At 51.1% G+C, this 17,340-nt stretch carries 17 protein-coding genes and 1 other annotated feature; of the genes, 14 read left to right on the top strand and 3 right to left on the bottom strand.

The window, feature by feature from the left end; all coding sequences use genetic code 11:
- Positions 1 to 2: 2 nt before the first annotated feature.
- From modB to NSU00_RS10470, 11 genes are all read left to right on the top strand, one after another.
- Positions 3 to 722 (top strand): molybdate ABC transporter permease subunit, encoded by a 720-nt coding sequence (modB, locus tag NSU00_RS10520; RefSeq protein WP_327076459.1) that lies wholly within the window; start codon positions 3 to 5, stop codon positions 720 to 722.
- Entirely contained in the window at positions 682 to 1,389 is a 708-nt protein-coding gene (locus tag NSU00_RS10515; RefSeq protein ID WP_340703654.1) for a sulfate/molybdate ABC transporter ATP-binding protein, read from the top strand. The genes modB and NSU00_RS10515 overlap by 41 nt, the downstream gene beginning before the upstream one ends.
- Before the next feature lie 350 nt (positions 1,390 to 1,739).
- Complete coding sequence (moaA, locus tag NSU00_RS10510) at positions 1,740 to 2,741, top strand: GTP 3',8-cyclase MoaA (protein WP_340703923.1); 1,002 nt, start codon at positions 1,740 to 1,742, stop codon at positions 2,739 to 2,741.
- Positions 2,742 to 2,745: 4 nt separating this feature from the next.
- Complete coding sequence (locus NSU00_RS10505) at positions 2,746 to 3,246, top strand: MogA/MoaB family molybdenum cofactor biosynthesis protein (RefSeq protein WP_013859968.1); 501 nt, start codon at positions 2,746 to 2,748, stop codon at positions 3,244 to 3,246.
- Entirely contained in the window at positions 3,243 to 3,923 is a 681-nt protein-coding gene (gene mobA / locus NSU00_RS10500) for a molybdenum cofactor guanylyltransferase (protein WP_340703653.1), read from the top strand. Before NSU00_RS10505 ends, mobA begins: the two co-directional genes overlap by 4 nt.
- Entirely contained in the window at positions 3,820 to 5,118 is a 1,299-nt protein-coding gene (locus NSU00_RS10495; RefSeq protein WP_340703652.1) for a molybdopterin molybdotransferase MoeA, read from the top strand. The genes mobA and NSU00_RS10495 overlap by 104 nt, the downstream gene beginning before the upstream one ends.
- Positions 5,078 to 5,560, top strand: coding sequence for a molybdopterin-guanine dinucleotide biosynthesis protein B (mobB, locus tag NSU00_RS10490; protein ID WP_061575951.1), 483 nt, complete (start codon positions 5,078 to 5,080; stop codon positions 5,558 to 5,560). The genes NSU00_RS10495 and mobB overlap by 41 nt, the downstream gene beginning before the upstream one ends.
- Positions 5,561 to 5,564: 4 nt before the next feature.
- Complete coding sequence (locus NSU00_RS10485; RefSeq protein ID WP_013859964.1) at positions 5,565 to 6,020, top strand: molybdenum cofactor biosynthesis protein MoaE; 456 nt, start codon at positions 5,565 to 5,567, stop codon at positions 6,018 to 6,020.
- A complete protein-coding gene (gene moaD, locus NSU00_RS10480) occupies positions 6,017 to 6,247 on the top strand; it encodes a molybdopterin converting factor subunit 1 (RefSeq protein WP_013859963.1) in 231 nt (76 codons plus the stop codon). Before NSU00_RS10485 ends, moaD begins: the two co-directional genes overlap by 4 nt.
- 3 nt (positions 6,248 to 6,250) lie before the next feature.
- On the top strand, positions 6,251 to 6,739 hold the full coding sequence (moaC, locus tag NSU00_RS10475; RefSeq protein WP_013859962.1) for a cyclic pyranopterin monophosphate synthase MoaC: 489 nt from the start codon (positions 6,251 to 6,253) through the stop codon (positions 6,737 to 6,739).
- Between the two features lie 2 nt (positions 6,740 to 6,741).
- A complete protein-coding gene (locus NSU00_RS10470; protein WP_340702793.1) occupies positions 6,742 to 7,743 on the top strand; it encodes a ThiF family adenylyltransferase in 1,002 nt (333 codons plus the stop codon).
- 41 nt (positions 7,744 to 7,784) lie between these two features.
- On the opposite strand, the gene NSU00_RS10465 is transcribed toward NSU00_RS10470, so the two are convergent.
- Positions 7,785 to 8,312: a DUF1641 domain-containing protein gene (locus NSU00_RS10465; protein ID WP_017554563.1), complete on the bottom strand. Its 528-nt coding sequence runs from the start codon at positions 8,310 to 8,312 to the stop codon at positions 7,785 to 7,787.
- A 15-nt stretch (positions 8,313 to 8,327) separates the two neighbouring features.
- A complete protein-coding gene (gene fdhF / locus NSU00_RS10460; RefSeq protein WP_340703651.1) occupies positions 8,328 to 11,270 on the bottom strand; it encodes a formate dehydrogenase subunit alpha in 2,943 nt (980 codons plus the stop codon).
- Between the two features lie 241 nt (positions 11,271 to 11,511).
- On the opposite strand from fdhF, the gene fdhD reads away from it, so the two are divergent.
- The gene (gene fdhD / locus NSU00_RS10455; protein WP_014097714.1) at positions 11,512 to 12,321 is read left to right on the top strand and encodes a formate dehydrogenase accessory sulfurtransferase FdhD; all 810 of its coding nucleotides are present in this window, start codon (positions 11,512 to 11,514) and stop codon (positions 12,319 to 12,321) included.
- Between the two features lie 213 nt (positions 12,322 to 12,534).
- Positions 12,535 to 12,733 (top strand) — a binding site (T-box leader).
- A 140-nt stretch (positions 12,734 to 12,873) separates the two neighbouring features.
- The gene (gene tyrS, locus NSU00_RS10450; protein ID WP_013859957.1) at positions 12,874 to 14,133 is read left to right on the top strand and encodes a tyrosine--tRNA ligase; all 1,260 of its coding nucleotides are present in this window, start codon (positions 12,874 to 12,876) and stop codon (positions 14,131 to 14,133) included.
- 100 nt (positions 14,134 to 14,233) lie between these two features.
- Here tyrS and NSU00_RS10445 read toward each other — a convergent pair whose 3' ends face one another.
- Positions 14,234 to 15,607: a sigma-54 interaction domain-containing protein gene (locus tag NSU00_RS10445; RefSeq protein WP_014097716.1), complete on the bottom strand. Its 1,374-nt coding sequence runs from the start codon at positions 15,605 to 15,607 to the stop codon at positions 14,234 to 14,236.
- 181 nt (positions 15,608 to 15,788) lie between these two features.
- Between NSU00_RS10445 and pruA the strand changes: the two genes are divergently transcribed.
- Positions 15,789 to 17,336 (top strand): L-glutamate gamma-semialdehyde dehydrogenase, encoded by a 1,548-nt coding sequence (gene pruA / locus NSU00_RS10440; protein WP_014097717.1) that lies wholly within the window; start codon positions 15,789 to 15,791, stop codon positions 17,334 to 17,336.
- Positions 17,337 to 17,340 lie beyond the last annotated feature (4 nt).

The following is a 17,340-nucleotide window of genomic DNA, read 5'->3' as shown; positions in this document are numbered from 1 at the left end:
AAGTGGGGCAGATCGATTTATTTCCCATCTATCTGTCTTTTAAAGTGGCATTGCTTTCAACTGTTTTTTCCCTTATCCCCGGACTGTTGGCAGCCTATCTTTTAAGCCGGTCGGAGGGAAAAGCGACGGATGTGGCAGACGCTTTGCTAACGCTTCCGATTGTGCTGCCGCCGACCGTGCTCGGCTATTATCTGCTCGTGATCCTCGGAAGGCAAAGTGTGTTCGGCCGGTTTCTTGAACAACAATTCGGAGTGACGATTGTATTTACGCAAACAGGAGCGGTCATTGCGGCAATGTGTGTATCCCTTCCATTTTTCATCCAGTCGGCGCGCACGGCTTTTGCCGGTATTGATGAATCGCTCCTTCATGCCGCACGCCTTTTGGGGCGGACGGAATGGAATATCTTTTTTTCTGTCATGATCCCTTTATCATGGCGGGGGCTCACAAGCGGCGTCATGCTTGCATTTGCACGCGCCCTCGGCGACTTCGGGGCAACGTTAATGGTGGCCGGCAGCATTCCGGGAAAAACGGAAACGATGTCCATTGCCATTTACAATTGCCTGATGAACGGGGATGAACGGACGGCAGGGCTCCTCGTTGCGATCATGACGTTTTTATCGCTGGCCGTCTTATACGGCATGAAGCGGATGGAAAAAAAGATGGGAAGGGGTGGCAGCAGGCATGCTCCGCGTAAACATAAAAAAAACATTTCCGGAATTTGAGCTGGATGCCGCATTTGAAGCGGGCCCCGGCGTCACCGGCATTTTAGGGCCGTCCGGAAGCGGCAAAAGCCTGACGCTGGAGTGCATTGCGGGGATCGACAAGCCCGATGAAGGAAAGATTGAACTAAACGGCCGGATATTATTTGATAAGGAAAAGCAGATGGATATCAAGACGCGGCACCGCCATACGGGCTATATGTTCCAGCATTACGCCCTTTTTCCGCATTTAACGGTAAAACAAAATCTTGCATTTGGTTTAAAGGGGCGGCCAAAAAAGGAAATAGAAGAGAAGACGGCTGCTTTTCTGAAAAAAATCAAAATGGAAGGTTTTGAAAACCGCTACCCTGCTGAACTGTCCGGCGGGCAAAAGCAGCGTGTGGCGCTTGCAAGGACGCTCATCACGGAGCCCTCCTGCCTGCTTTTGGATGAACCTTTTTCCGCATTGGACCCGGACACGAAGGAACTTGTGATGGAAGAATTTTTATCGTTTCTTCATGATCATTTTCACGGGGCCGTTTTGCTGGTTACCCACAATATGGCAGAGGCTGATCTGCTTTGCGACAATGTCATTTTGTACAGAAACGGGAAAGTATTGCAGGCGGGCCCGAAAAACGAAGTGCTGAAACACGCAGCCGCCCGGCAAGATGCCCGAAAGTGCGGAATCTGAACATGAGAGCCGGGGACCAAAGAAAAAGGCGTGCCGTCCGGTAAAATGCCCGGGTTCCTCTCAAAGAAGCGGCATGCTTCAGGCAAACATGGCAACCGTGGACAAAGAAAGCGGTGTGCGCCCGGCAAGATGCCCGGAACCGTGGAAGCAGAACCGGGGACCGAAGAAAGCGGTGGGCCGCCCGGCAGGATGCCCGGGTTCCCGCGGCATGACAAACCGTGGCCAGTGCGTGCGCCTTACGACGGGCATGGGAACTTTGGCGGTTAAGAATGGCAGCCGGGCGCCTGCAAACATTTGGCAAATGCATTTTTAACAGAGAAACAGAATTTAAAACGGAGATGATGGAGAACATGCTGACCGATAAGCTGAACCGGCCGCTTTTGGATTTGCGGATTTCGGTAACGGACCGCTGCAATTTCCGTTGCACGTACTGCATGCCTGCCGATAACGGCCAGAAATATTGTTTTATGAACCGGTCCGAACTCATGACATTTGAAGAAATCACGCGCCTTGCGAGACTTTTTGTATCCCTTGGCGTCCGGAAAATCCGGCTGACGGGCGGGGAGCCTTTGCTGCGGAAAGACATCGATCAGCTTGTGGCCATGCTCCATCAAATCAGCGGCCTTGAAGATTTATCGGTGACAACGAACGGCTTTCTGTTGAAACGATATGCCGCACCGTTAAAAAAGGCCGGCCTTTCGCGCATCAATGTCAGCCTGGATGCCCTCGATCCGGAAATCTTTCCGGCCATCAACGGCGTCGGGGCAAAACCGGCAAGAATTTTGGAAGGGATGGTGGAAGCCATCCGCCAGGGCATCAAAGTCAAAGTGAATATGGTGGTCAAAAAAGGGATGAACGATTCGCAAATTGTACCGATGGCCGCCTATTTCAAGGAAAAAGGGATTTCCCTCCGTTTTATCGAATTTATGGATGTCGGCTCCCTGAACAGATGGAAGCTGGATGAAGTCGTGACCAGCAAAGAAATTCTCAACATGATTTCAAAAGAAATGCCGCTTGAACCGTTGAAAGAAAATTATTACGGGGAAGTTGCCAAACGGTACCGTTACAAAGGGACGGATACGGAAGTCGGGTTCATTTCATCCGTATCCCAGCCTTTTTGCGGCGACTGCACGCGCTTGCGGCTGTCGGCAGACGGGAAAATATACACCTGCCTGTTTGCCGCACAAGGCACGGACCTGCTTGGCGCCATAAGGGAAGGGGCAAGCGATGAAGTGCTGGCTGCCCGCATTGCAGGCATATGGCAGAACCGGGCGGACCGCTACTCACAAGAACGGGGAAAAAACCCGACTTTTAGAGGAAAACGGATCGAAATGTCGTATATTGGAGGGTAAAGGATTGAGCACGAAAGAACATAAACAACAGGCCGATCTTCCGGTGCTGTGCAAAGTGATCACCGTTTCCGATACCCGGACGGAAGAAACAGACAAAAGTGGCAGGCTGATGATAGATTTGTTAAAACAGGAAGGGATGGAAGCGGCGGAATACAGCATCGTTAAAGATGAAGCGGACGAAATCAGGCAGGCGGTTTTACAGACGAAAGAAACCACCAATGCCATTTTGCTGAACGGCGGCACCGGCTTTACGAAAAGGGATGTTACAGTGGAATCGGTCCGGCCGCTCCTCGATAAAGAAATGCCCGGTTTTGGCGAGCTGTTCCGCTATTTAAGTTATGAAGAAATCGGAAGCGCCTCGATGCTCAGCAAAGCGCTTGCCGGCACAATCGGGAAAAAAGCCGTATTTTCAATGCCGGGCTCCAGCAACGCCGTGTCCCTTGCCATGAAAAAACTCATTTTGCCGGAATTAAAGCATATTGTCTGGGAGCTCAGCCGGCAATGAATACAGCCGGAATTGTTCTGGCAGGCGGGAAGTCGAGCCGGTTCGGCGGCGAAAAATCGCTTGCGAAAATCGGCGGCATAGAGATGGTCGCACGCAGCGTGGATGCGCTCGCCGGAACTGGGGCGATCATTGTGGTAGCGCGGCCCGGGCTTGCGGAAAAAATCCCGCGCAACCGGCCGATTGAGGTGATTTGCGATCTTCCCCGCTACCGCGGAAAAGGCCCGCTCGCCGGCATTTATTCGGCGATGCTCGCAGTGGACGCCCAGTGGTACGCTGTGTTGCCGTGCGATACGCCGTGGATCAGAAAAAGAACGGTTGCCCGGCTGCTTCAAGAACGCGATCTGGCATATGACGCCATCGTGGCCCGGGCAGAGGGGAGAATCCAGCCGCTCGTTGCCGTTTTTCACAACAGGGTGAAAGAAAAAGTAAGGGAGCAGCTTGAAACAGGCCGCCTCAGCATGCGGGCGCTTTTTGAACGCTGCCGCCTGAAATTTATCGATTTTGCGCAGGAAAAGGCGTTTGCCAATATCAATACAAAAGAAGATTATATTTTACAACAAAAAGAAGCCGGTGATGTTGATGAGAAAACCAATCAAAGTGGCGGAGGCCATCCGCAAAGTGATGGCCCATCCGCTTGCAGGCGAAAAGGAGCTTGTGCCGATTCAGAGCAGTTTTAACCGGGTGCTTTCCGATGATTTGGCTGCAACCCATGACGTGCCGTGGTTTAAACGGTCGCCGTATGACGGGTATGCGATTTTTTCCGGGTCCACACTTGAAGCGGGCGCGGACCACCCCGTTCTCCTTGAAGTTGTCGCCACAATCGGGGCAGGTTTTACATGGGATGAAGGGATAAAGCCGAATCAGGCCGTGAAAATCATGACCGGCGCCGCCATCCCGGACGGGGCGGATGCCGTGATCATGGTGGAGCTCACAAAAGAAGTGGTGCAGAACGGGAAAACATTTGTGCAGATTAAACGGAAAGTCCGGCCCGGTGAGAACATTGTCGGCATTGGCGAAGATATGAAAAAAGGCGAAGTGCTTGTCCCGAAAGGCACGCTCGTTAATCCGGGCGTAATGGCGGCGCTTGCAACTTTCGGATATACAGAAGTGCCGGTCACAAAAAAACCGAAAGCCGCCGTTATTGCAACGGGGACGGAGCTGCTCGAAGCCGGCGAGCCGCTCGAAAAAGGGAAAATCCGCAACAGCAATGCCTATATGCTCTGGGGGCAAATCATCCGCGCCGGGGGCGAACCGGTTTTTTACCGGCTTGTGAAGGATGATTTCGAGGAAACATATGAAGCGGTTAGGCAGGCGGTTAAGGAAGCGGATATCGTCATGACAACGGGCGGCGTTTCGGTCGGCGATTTTGACTATATTCCGAAAGTCTACGAAAAGCTGGGGGCAACGCTTTTATTCAATAAAGTGGCGATGCGCCCGGGGAGCGTGACATCGGCGGCCGAATTGGGCGGGAAAATCCTTTTCGGCCTCTCCGGCAATCCGTCCGCCTGCTACGTCGGTTTTGAACTGTTCGTCCGCCCATACTTAAAAACGATGCTTGGCGAACGAAATGTTTATTTGAAAAAAACGCAGGCTGTACTTGGGGAGGGTTTCCCGAAACCAAACCCGTTCACCCGTTTTGTCCGCGCCAAACTTTCTTATCAAGAAGGCCTGCTGCACGCGCTTCCGGTAAGAAGGGACAAATCGAATATTGTTTCCTCTTTAATAGAAGCGGATGCGTTGATTGTGCTGCCGGGCGGGTCCCGTGGTTTTACAAAAGGGACCATGGTGGATGTGCTGATGCTGGAAGACGGGGAAGGGGCGCCTCTTTGGGATGAAAATATTACAGATCGCAGGCCGCAAAGACAGCGGTAAAACCGCCCTTGCCGAACTTTGGACACGGGCTTTGGCGGATAACGGATACCGGGTCGGAACACTGAAACACCACGGCCATGGCGGGAAGCCGTTGCTCGCTCCCGGCAAAGATTCCACGCGGCACTTTGAAGCGGGTGCCCGGGCAGCCGGGGTGGAAGGGGACGGCTTGTTTGTCCTCGCCGTTCGTGCCGATCAAGGGCTCGCACTGGAGCAGCTAATCGGCTGGTACGAGGCATTGCCGCTTGATTTGCTGCTGATAGAAGGCTACAAATACGCGCCTTATCCGAAAGTGGTCTGCCTGCGTGATGAACAAGATAGGGATTTGCTCAGCCTGCCGAATGTGCGGGCCGCCTTCAGCCTGAATCCGGCATTATCCGGCTGCATGAAACTCTCTGACCGGAAAAGCTGCGTCGAATGGGTTGAAGCGTTTTTAAAGGGGTGAAAAGATGTTTGAAATTGTAAAAGAACCGGTGGATGTTTCCAAACTGATCCAGGCTGTTGCCGACCGGAATGCAGGCGCCATTGTCACTTTTATCGGCACTGTCCGGGAAATGACAAAAGGAAAGAAAACATTGTATCTGGAATATGAAGCATACGAACCGATGGCCCGGAAAAAGCTGGAACAAATCGGTACGGAAATCCGGCAGCAGTTCCCGGAAGCCAAAACGGCGATCGTGCACCGGACCGGGCGCCTCGGCATCTCCGACATTGCGGTTGCCATTGCGGTTTCCGCCCCGCACCGGGATGAGGCTTACCGGGCAAACCGGTACGCGATTGAAAGAATCAAAGAAATGGTGCCGATCTGGAAAAAAGAACATTGGGAAAACGGCGAAATGTGGGTCGGCAACCAAAAGGAAACGGTTTTCTATGAATCAGGGGCACCGGAGGCGTTTGAACGATGATTAAAGTATTGTTATTTGCCCATTTAAAAGAACAGGCCGGCCGTTCTGAAATGGACATCAACTGCGAAAAAATGACGGTCGCCGAACTGCGCCAGGCGCTTGCGGAAAAAGGGATTTTGCAGCAGGATGCAGTTATGGTGGCCGTGAACGAAGAATTTGCCCGCGATGAGGAAATGGTCCATAGCGGCGATACCGTTGCCCTCATTCCGCCGGTCAGCGGAGGTTGAAAGATGGGAAACTTGACGCATATGAACGAACAGGGCCGCGCCAAAATGGTCGATGTAACGGCAAAACCGGAAACCGCCAGGACGGCGCGCGCAAAAAGCAGTGTGATCGTGTCAAAGGAAGTCTATGAACAGATTACAAACTTTAAAATCAAAAAAGGGGACGTGCTTGCCGTCGCACAGGTAGCTGGCATTATGGGCGCAAAAAAAACGGCGGATGTCATTCCGATGTGCCACCCCTTGCCTTTAACAGGCGTTGACATTTCGTTCAGCTGGCACGAACGGGAAGACGGGTACAGCCTTGATATCGAAGCGATGGCCAAAACGAAAGGGCAAACGGGCGTGGAAATGGAAGCTTTGACAGCGGCGTCCGTATGCGCGCTGGCCGTTTATGATATGTGCAAGGCACTGGACAAAGGCATGGTCATCGGGCCGACCTATCTGATCGAAAAAACAGGCGGAAAAAGCGGGCATTATATCAGGCAGGAGGAATGAGCATGGAACGGTATTCCCGGCAAATGCTGTTTGCCCCGATCGCTGAAAACGGGCAGCAAAACATTTCAAAAGGCCATGTGCTGATCATTGGCGCCGGCGCGCTCGGCTCCGCTGTTGCGGAAAGCTTGGCGCGGGCGGGCGCCGGAAAAATCACGATTGTGGATCGTGACTATGTCGATGAATCGAATTTGCAGCGGCAAAATTTGTATTGTGAGGAAGATGCGCGCACCCATTTGCCAAAAGCCATCGCCGCAAAAAGACGGCTTGAAGCCATCAACAGCACCATCCGGATCGAGGCGCATGTGATCGATGCATTTGACTCGAAATTGCTCTCTGTTTTGGAAGAAGGCGTTGATGTGATCATTGACGGGACCGATAATTTTGAGACGCGCTTTTATGTGAATGACCTGGCGCAAAAATACCGGATTCCGTGGATTTACGGCTCCTGCGTTGGCAGCTGCGGTGTTTCGTTTCCAATTATTCCCGACGAAACGCCTTGCCTCCGCTGCCTGATTGGCCATCTCCCCGCTTACCACGCGACGTGCGATACAGCGGGCATTATCGCGCCGGCTGTGCAAATGACCGCGGCTTATGAGACAACAGAGGCTTTAAAGCTGCTTTCCGGGGAAAAGCCGCGCCCATCTGTTGCCGTGTTTGATATTTGGCAGGGCGAACACCATTTTATCAAAGCAGGAAAAATGAAAAATAAGGACTGCCCGTCATGCGGAGGGCATCCGGTCTATCCGGCCCTTCAATCCCAATCATCCGCCGATGTATTGTGCGGGCGGGATACAGTCCAAATCCGCCATCCAGGCACGTTCGAGCTTGAAAACATGGCGCGGGAGATGAAAGCGGGCGGTGCTGCCGTGCAGTATAACGGCTACTTAATGATCACTGCGCTTGAAGGCCACCGGACGGTTTTATTTCCGGACGGGAGGATGCTCATTCACGGGACGAAAGATAAGAGAGAGGCCCGTTCGCTTTATCAAAAATATTTTCAATGAAAAAGGAAGCACGCATTTCCGTGCTTCCTTTTTGAATGGCGTTAAATATTTGCCAATGTTTCATGATCCACGTCTTCTTTTTTCGGCACCGGTTCCTGGAGCGCTTTTCCCATGCCTTTCAAAAAGGAAATGGCGAAACCGACTGCCCGGTTGACGTCCGGGTCGCTCAACGATTTCAGCAGCCCGAACAATGTCACTTTTTCCTCCGAGCCAATGAATTGCTTGCCTTCATCAAAGCCTGATGATACACCGTTCATCAAGTGGATAATAAGGTCGTGGTCGGCTTTCATAAAGACGCCGGCCGTGCCGAGCAGCATGTTGATCAAGTTGACGACCTGTTCCCGGGACAATTGCTCGAGGACGATTTTTAAAATATCGTTTTTTGCGAGAATCATTGCATTTGCGGCTTCCAGTGCACCGGTATCATTGAAATCATCGATCAGGCGGATCAAATTTTCAAACGCATCTTTATGATCGGCAACCAGTTTTTCCAATTCCTCGAGCTTTTGCCGGGTGATTTCTTCTTCCGCCGGCTGCTGTTTTACAATCTCTGTGATCGGAGCGGCCATGCTTTTTTCCCTCCCTTAGCGTACGTCTGTTAATGGTTGATAGCCTTCGCGCTGCCATTTCCGTTCGACTTCCACGCCGCGTGTAGGATTGCGTTTCTTATCGCGGTGGTTTGTTTTTGGCAGCGGCGGCTTCCCACCTTTTTGGATCAGTTCCATCTTCACTTTCGTTTGTTTAAACGCCGGTGTGCTTTGCCGCTTATCGTAAATCGGCCCGGTTAAGAAGTTGATCGCCGATTCCTTTTCTGTCGAGTGCATCGGCAAGTACAGCTCATTGCCCTGCACGCGGTCTGTAACCAGCACATGCAGTTTCAGCGATCCGAACGGGGAAGTGACGCGGACAAGGTCTCCGGTGTCGAGATTGCGTTCTTTTGCAAGCTCCGGTGACACTTCAACAAATACGCCTGGAACTTTTGATTCGATGCCTTCCGATTTATTGGTCAGGTTGCCTTCGTGGAACTGTTCCAGCATCCGGCCGTTATTAATATGCAAATCGTATTGTTCCGGAAATTCAGCCGGTTTTACCCAGTCTGTCAGGGCAAACCGCGCTTTGCCGTCCGGGAACGGGAAGCCGTCCTTGTAAAGAAGCGGGGTATTGGCGCCATCAAGGCTTCCCCAAAGGAAACTGTTCCAGCCTTCCAATTTGTCGTAGTCCGCCTGTGCAAACAGCGGAGCCAGGCTGGCCATTTCGGCAAATATTTCGCCCGGGTGGCTGTAATGCCAGTCTGCGCCGAGCCGTTTTGCCACTTCCTGGATAATCCACCAGTCCGGTTTGGATTCGCCCAAAGCCGGGAGTGCCTGGTACATCCGTTGCACACGGCGTTCCGTGTTTGTAAAGGTGCCTTCTTTTTCAAGCGACGGGGCTGCAGGCAAAACAACATCCGCATATTGGGCCGTCCTTGAGAAAAAGACATCCTGGACGACAAGAAAGTCAAGATTGGAAAGTTCCTCGCTAACATGGTTGGCGTCGGAGTCGACAAGCGCCATGTCTTCGCCGATGATATACATGGCTTTTAACTGCCCGGCTGCAATCGCATGCAGCATTTCAATATTGTTCAGCCCCGGTTTGTTGCTGATTTTGACGTCGTACGCTTTTTCAAATTTTTCGCGTGCCGCATCATCCTCCACATGCTGGTAGCCCGGCAGCCATCCCGGCAGCGTGCCCATATCGCATGCGCCTTGCACATTGTTATGCCCGCGCAACGGATAAGCGCCTGTACCCGGGCGCGCGTAGTTTCCGGTGGCAAGGAGCAGATTGGAAATAGCGGCGGACGTATCGGAACCGCCTGTATTTTGCGTGACGCCCATGCCCCAGAGGATACATGTCCCGTCTGCCTGATGGATCATTTCGGCGATTTGGACCAGCGTTTCCTTCGGGATGCCGGTAATCTTTTCAGCGTAGTCGAGCGTGTATTTTTCAAGCGTTTCTTTAAATTCATCGAAAAAGTTCACTTTTTCCTCGATGAATTTTTGGTCATGCCAGCCCTGGTCGATGATATATTTTGTCACCGCCATCAGCCATACCTGGTCTGTGCCCTGGTTCGGATGGATAAAAAGATCGGCGCGCTCTGCCATTTCGTTTTTGCGCATATCGGCAACAATCAGTTTCTGGCCGTGCAGTTTATGGGCCCGTTTGATGCGGGTCGCAAGGACCGGGTGGGCTTCCGCCGGGTTCGCGCCGACAATCATGACAAGGCCGGCTGACGCAATATCTTTAATCGTGCCGCTGTCGCCGCCCATGCCGACGGTTCTGAGCAGGCCGTCCGTTGCCGGCGACTGGCAATAGCGCGAACAGTTGTCGACATTGTTAGTTTCAAACACCTGGCGCGCCAGCTTTTGCATCAAATAGTTTTCTTCATTGGTAACTTTTGAAGAAGAAATAAAACCGACGGAATCTTTTCCGTATTGGGAATGGATTTCTTTCAGCCGGCTTGCCACCACGCTGAGCGCTTCATCCCATGACGTTTCTACAAATTTTCCGTCTTTACGGACAAGCGGTTTTGTCAGCCGCTTATCGGAATTCACAAAATCCCAGCCGAATTTGCCTTTGATGCAAGTGGAGATGGCGTTTACCGGTCCTTCATGCTTCGGTTCGATTTTTAAAATTTTCCGGCCCTTTGTCCATACTTCAAATGTGCAGCCGACACCGCAGAAGGTGCAAACGGTTTTCGTTTTTTTCGTGCGCTGTTCGCGCATCGAAGCTTCGATTTCGGATATGGCAAAAATGCTGCCGTAACCCGGTTCGACTTTTTTCACAAGATCAATCATCGGGTCAAGCAGGTCTTCTTCAAGCCCGGTTAAATAGCCTGCCTCGCCGAGCATTGATTTTTCCATCAATGCATTGCAAGGGCAGACGGTGACGCAATGCCCGCAGGAAACGCATGACGATTCGTTGATCGGAACGCCGTTATCCCAAATGACGCGCGGGCGTTCTGCTTCCCAGTCAATGGAAAGCGTTTCGTTCACCTGCAGATTTTGGCAGGCTTCCACGCATCTCCCGCATGCGATGCACTGGTTCGGGTCGTACCGGTAAAACGGGTGCGAATAGTCGACCCCGCTTGCGTCCGTTTTTGGCGTAAACGGATATTTCTGGTGTTCGATGCCCATTTTTTCCGTTGTATTGTGGACGATGCAGTTGCCGTTGTTATTGTCGCACACCGTACAGTATAAAAGGTGGTTGGCGAGAATCCTGTCCATCGCTTCATGCCGGGCCGCTTCCGACCGGTCATCGCTGAGGTGGACCACCATGCCGTCCTCCGCCGCCGTCGAACAGGTGCGCATCAGTTCCCCGTTCACTTCCGCAATACACGTGTCGCAAGTTTGGATCGGATCTACTTCCGGGTAATAGCAAATTTGTGGATGAAAAATATCATTCCGGTTGATCACATCGATGATTTTCTCGCCGGGGCGGGCTTCATAATCCCGGCCATCAATCGTGATGTGAATCGATTTGGTTTCCATTTTTTTCCTCCTTTTGCAAACAGTGAAGGCAGGCCTTCAGAAAAGAATACAAAAAACCGGCAACTCTGTTACTTATACCAAACCTTTGCAAAAATAAAACTACTATTCTCTTTTTTTATTCTAGCATCTGATGCAAAAATGAACAAACCATCAGAGTGTTTTGCCTATTTGAGCGGGCGGCTTTTGTTTTTAATCTGATTCCTTTAAAATAAAACATTATAGACAGGGGGCTGTTGAACCCATGAAAAATGTGGACACGCAGAGGGAAATTCTCCGTTTCAAGAACGGGCGGCTCGAACGGGCGCTGGATACAGTCGCAACGGAATTCCCGGTGACATTAAAAGTGAATGGGCAGGAATGGGTGACGATGGTGTGCACACCTGAATATATCGAGGACATGGCGGTCGGTTATCTTGTGTCGGAAAGGGTTGTCCGGCGCTATGAAGATATCCGCGACATCTGGACGGATGAAAAAGGAGGATTCGTCCATGTCCGGACCGATCATCTTAATCCTTATTACGAACAGCTGCAAAATAAACGTTATATCACCTCCTGCTGTGGAATGAGCAGGCAGGCGTTTGTTTTTGTCAATGATGCTCTGGCGGCGAAAAAAATGGACGGTGTGCACGTCCGGATTACAGTTGATGATTGTTTCCGGCTGATGGAAGCATTGCAGGAGAATGCCGAAGTGTTTAAAAAAACAGGGGGCGTCCATAATGCTGCGCTGTGCGATGCCGGCGGGATCCTTGTCAGCCGGATGGATATCGGCCGCCATAACGCGCTTGATAAAATTTACGGATATTGTTTGAAAAATCAGGTTTCCACAAAAGGGAAAATCCTTGCATTCAGCGGGCGCATTTCCTCGGAAATTTTATTGAAGACAGCCAAAATCGGCTGCGAGGTGATTTTATCGAAATCGGCACCCACCACACTCGCCCTGGAATCCGCTGAAGAACTCGGCATTACCACGATCGGCTTTATCCGCGGTGGGTCGATGAATATTTACACCTGCCCGGAACGGATTGCCGGTGTTGCCGCCCATGCCCGGTGATTGCCGGGTGTATACGATCGGAAAGGCACGGTTTGGGTTGGAAGAAAACGGGAAGACACGCTGGAAGGCGTGCTTCGGGACGGAACAGGGCCTTTGCCGGATGAGGAAAGGTTAAAATGGGCATTACCGGATTTGAAGAAAGCGCTGGTGCAGCCTGCTTGGCAAGGTTGACATTTCAAAATGTATATGGTAAAAATAACTTACAATTTGATGAATGAAGCGTCGAAAGGATCAAGTAGCTTCCTGTTGCTGCATACAAGAGAGCCGGTGGTTGGTGCGAACCGGTACAGGCAGGCGGCGAATTACACCCCGGAGCTTTTGCCGGATACGGCAGACGGCCCCCAGCCGTTATCCAAATGAGTGGAGAAGCAATTCTCAAGTTGGGTGGTAACGCGATACAATCGTCCCTTCGTTTTGGCGGAGGGGCGTTTTTCTGTTTTACAGGAAAAAGAAGGCAGCAACAGGTTCCTGCCCATTATCGCCGGATATAAGCCGGGCGCTGGAACCTGAATGCTGCCGGCATTTGAAATGGCACAAAAGGAGTGGTTTGAAATGGATTTACTCGAAGATTTAAAATGGCGGGGAATTGTTTACCAGCAGACAGACGAAGAAGGGCTCGCGGAGTTGCTTCAAAACCGGAAAGTGACCCTGTATTGCGGGATTGACCCGACAGGCGACAGCATGCATATCGGGCATCTGCTCCCGTACCTGACGCTGCGCCGTTTCCAGCAAGCGGGACACCGGCCGATTGTCGTGCTCGGCGGGGCAACCGGCATGATCGGCGACCCGAGCGGCAAGAAGGAAGAAAGAAAGCTGTTAACAGTTGAAAAGGTCAAGCAAAACGGCGAAGCATTGAAAAAACAGCTGGAACGCTTTTTTGATTTTGACGGCGAGTCAGGCGCCATCATGGTCAATAACTATGACTGGCACGGCTCGATGGATCTCGTTACTTTCCTGCGTGATTACGGAAAGCATATCGGCATCAACTACATGCTTGCAAAAGACACGATCGCATCACGGCTTGAAACCGGTATTTCGTTTACGGAATTTACATATACAATCCTCCAGGCCGTCGATTACTTTAACTTGTATAAACAATACAACTGCCGCCTGCAAATCGGCGGAAGCGACCAGTGGGGCAATATTACAAGCGGCCTTGAGCTGATCCGCAAGCTCGAACCGGAAGGAGAAAAAGCTTTCGGGCTTACCATTCCGCTTGTCACAAAAGCGGACGGCACAAAATTCGGGAAAACAGAAAGCGGCGCAGTCTGGCTCGATGCCGAGAAAACATCGCCATATGAGTTTTACCAGTTCTGGGTCAACACGGCTGACCTCGATGTCGTAAAATACTTGAAGTACTTCACCTTCTTGCCAAAAGAAGAAATCGAAGAGCTGGAAAAATCGGTTGAAACCGAACCGCATCTCCGCAAAGCCCAAAAAGCGCTGGCCGCGGAAATGACAAAACTGATCCATGGGGAGGAAGCATTGCAGCAGGCTTTGAATATTACAGAAGCATTGTTCAGCGGCAATGTGAAGAAACTGTCGGCTGAAGAAATGAAGCAGGGATTTAAAGATGTTCCGTCATTCCAGCTTGAAAGCGAAGAACAAAAGCAGCTTGTGGAGTTGCTCGTTGCCGCCAAAATCTCCCCGTCAAAACGCCAGGCACGCGAAGATATCCAAAACGGCGCCATTTACGTAAACGGTGACCGCGTAACGGATCTCGGGTTTGTGTTGCAGGAAAAGGACAAAATCGGCGGCGAATTTACCGTTATTAGAAGAGGGAAGAAAAAATACTTTTTAATTAAACATTGAGGATATTAAGGGATGCACAATGAAGATGCCTGAAATGTGCATCCCTTTTTTATTGCTCCGATCGCGGCTTGCCCTTCTTCGTTTTTCCCGGCGGGGGAAGTCAGCTCCCAATTCCAAATTTTTTCAGCTTCTGATACAGGGTGACCCTTGAAATGCCAAGTTCTTTTGCTGCGGCGGATTTGTTCCCGCCTGCTTTGCGCAATGCTTTTTCAATGAGCTGTTTTTCCATATTTTCTTTTTCCACAGGCAAAGTGCCGCTTTCCGGGATGGCACTTCCGGACGGTTGGGTTTCATTTCCCTGGAAAAAGCGGAGAAGGGAGGCGCGGTCAATAAACGGCTTTTCTGATAGGATCACCATCCGTTCCATTAAATTCCGGAGCTCCCGGACATTCCCTGGCCAATGATACGCTTGCAGGAAAGAAAGGGCATCAGGGGCGAGTTCCGGTTCAGGCATCTTGTACTGGACGGCAAATTGTTTCAGAAAGTAGCGGGCGAGGACAGGAATATCGTCTGTGCGCACCCTTAATGGCGGCATCGTAATTTGAATAACATTTAACCGGTAATAAAGGTCCGACCTGAATGTCTTTTCTTTCATCATTTTTTCAATGTCTTGGTTGGTGGCGGCAATAAAACGGACATTGATTTTCCTGCCCGAAGCGTCGCCAATGCGGTAAATCACTTTTTCCTGCAGCACGCGCAGCAGCTTCACCTGCATATCTAGCGGCAGTTCGCCGATTTCGTCCAAAAACAGCGTACCCCCGTCCGCTTCTTCAATTTTTCCCGCTTTTCCTTTTTTCTCCGCACCCGTAAACGTGCCAGGTTCATAGCCGAATAATTCGCTTTCAAACAGGGCGGAAGGGATCGAGCCGCAGTTCACCGGAATAAAAGGGCCGTTTTTCCGCGCGCTTGCTTCATGGATAGCGCGCGCACATATTTCTTTCCCGGTGCCGGACTCGCCGAGAATAAGCGTGACGGCATCCGTTTTCGCCGCTTTCGCCGCAATTTGGATCGTATCCCGGAGCGCGCGGCTTTTCCCCTTTAATTTGGAAAAAGGCGTTTCTTCATAGCTTGTGTACATTTTTTGGCGCAGTTCATTCAGTTCTATGGAAGTGGAGACGAGATTGTCGTTCAGCCTAACAATCTGGGTGATATCGCGTTCCACGGATACCGCGCCGATCAGCCTGCCGCGGTTGTCAAAAATGGGCCGCGCATTGACGACGACATGCTTGTCGGGGCGGGGCCGATGATATTGGTCGGTGATACGGGCTTTTGTCCGCAGCACTTTGAGCACCATTAAATCATCATCGCGAAAAAAATCGGTAATTTTTTTGGTTAAGATCATTTCTTTTGGAATATTGTAGGTCCGGACGGCGGCATCATTCCAATAAATGACTTCCTTTTTTTCGTTTACGATCGTAATCGCATCATTTTCCGCCGATAATACCGCCTGCAAATAAGACAGTTCATTTGCCATTTCCGTCTTCCTCCCCTTTGTCGTGTAAAGGTATTGTACATTCGATTTACAATTGTGTAAATATATTGTACATAGAAAACGGTTTATTTTTTTGCGGATATAGGGAAACAGGGATGTTCCGGAAGTTGGCATGATTCTTGCATGGTATTAAGCCAGAACGAGGATGAAGGAGGTTTTTTCATTGGTCTTGCCTTTTAAACATGAACCATTAACGGATTTTAACCAGCCTGAAAACGTACAGGCGTTTCAAGCGGCACTTGAAAAAGTGCGTGCGGAACTCGGGAAGGAGTACCCGCTTGTAATAAACGGAGAACGGATTTTTACAGAGGATAAGCTCGTATCCGTCAATCCTGCGAATAAAGAACAGGTTGTCGGGAAAGTTTCGAAAGCATCGAAAGAACTGGTTGACAAAGCTTTCGAAGGCGCCAATGAAGCATTTCGCAGCTGGCGGAAAATGGCACCCGAAGCGCGGGCGAATGTGCTGTTCAAAGCCGCTGCGATTGCGCGCCGCCGCAAACATGAGCTGTCGGCGTGGCTTGTGTTTGATGCCGGCAAGCCGTGGAGCCAGGCGGATGGGGATACGGCGGAAGGAATCGACTTTTTGGAATACTACGGCCGCCAGATGCTTGAGCTTGCAAAGGGGCAGGAAATGGAACAGCGTGAAAATGAGCACAACACTTATTTTTATCAGCCGATGGGGCCGGGGGTGACCATTCCGCCGTGGAATTTTGCTTTCGCCATTGTTTGCGGCACGACGGTTGCCCCGCTTGTTGCCGGGAACCCGGTTCTGCTGAAGCCTTCGGAAAGCACGCCTGTTATTGCATACAAACTCGTTGAAATTTTGGAAGAAGCGGGGGTTCCGAAAGGCGTGCTCCAGTTTGTGCCGGGCGATCCGGCAGAAATCGGCGATTACCTGGTGGATCATCCGTCTGCCCATTGGATTAACTTTACGGGTTCCAAAGCAACGGGCCTGCGCATTTATGAACGGGCTGCGAAAGTGCAGAAGGACCAGCACTTTTTAAAACGGGTCGTTGCTGAAATGGGCGGCAAAGATACGATTATTGTCGATAAAGAAGCGGATCTCGATCTCGCCGCAGATGCGATTGTCCAGTCGGCATTCGGTTTTTCCGGCCAGAAATGTTCAGCCTGCTCGCGGGCAGTCGTGCATGAAGACGTATATGAAGAAGTGCTCGAAAAGGCGATCGCCCTTGCGAAAAACGTAACCGTCGGCGACCCGTCCGAAGAAAATGTGTACATGGGTGCTGTCATTAACGAAAAGCAGTTTAACAAGATTAAAAGTTATATAGAAATCGGCAAAGAAGAGGGCAAACTCGTCTTTGGCGGGGAAACGGATGGCGAAAAAGGATTTTTCGTTTACCCGGCGATTTTTAAAGATGTAAATCCAAAGGCACGGATCATGCAGGAAGAAATTTTCGGGCCGGTTGTCGCTTTTGCGAAAGGAAAAGATTTTGACGAACTGCTTGAAATTGCCAATAATACGGAATACGGTCTGACAGGCGCCGTCATTTCGAAAAACAGGGAGCATTTGGAACGCGCCCGGTACGAATTCCATGTCGGCAACCTGTATTTTAACCGGGGATGCACGGCGGCCGTTGTCGGTTACCAGCCGTTCGGCGGTTTTAAAATGTCCGGTACCGATTCGAAAGCGGGCGGCCCGGATTATTTGAAGCTGTTTATGGAAGCAAAGTCTGTATCGGAAATGTTTTAACGGG

The organism is Weizmannia sp. FSL W8-0401, from assembly GCF_038009125.1.
Taxonomy (GTDB): Bacteria; Bacillota; Bacilli; order Bacillales; family Bacillaceae_C; genus Weizmannia; species Weizmannia coagulans.
This window is presented reverse-complemented; position numbering and strand designations above follow the sequence as displayed.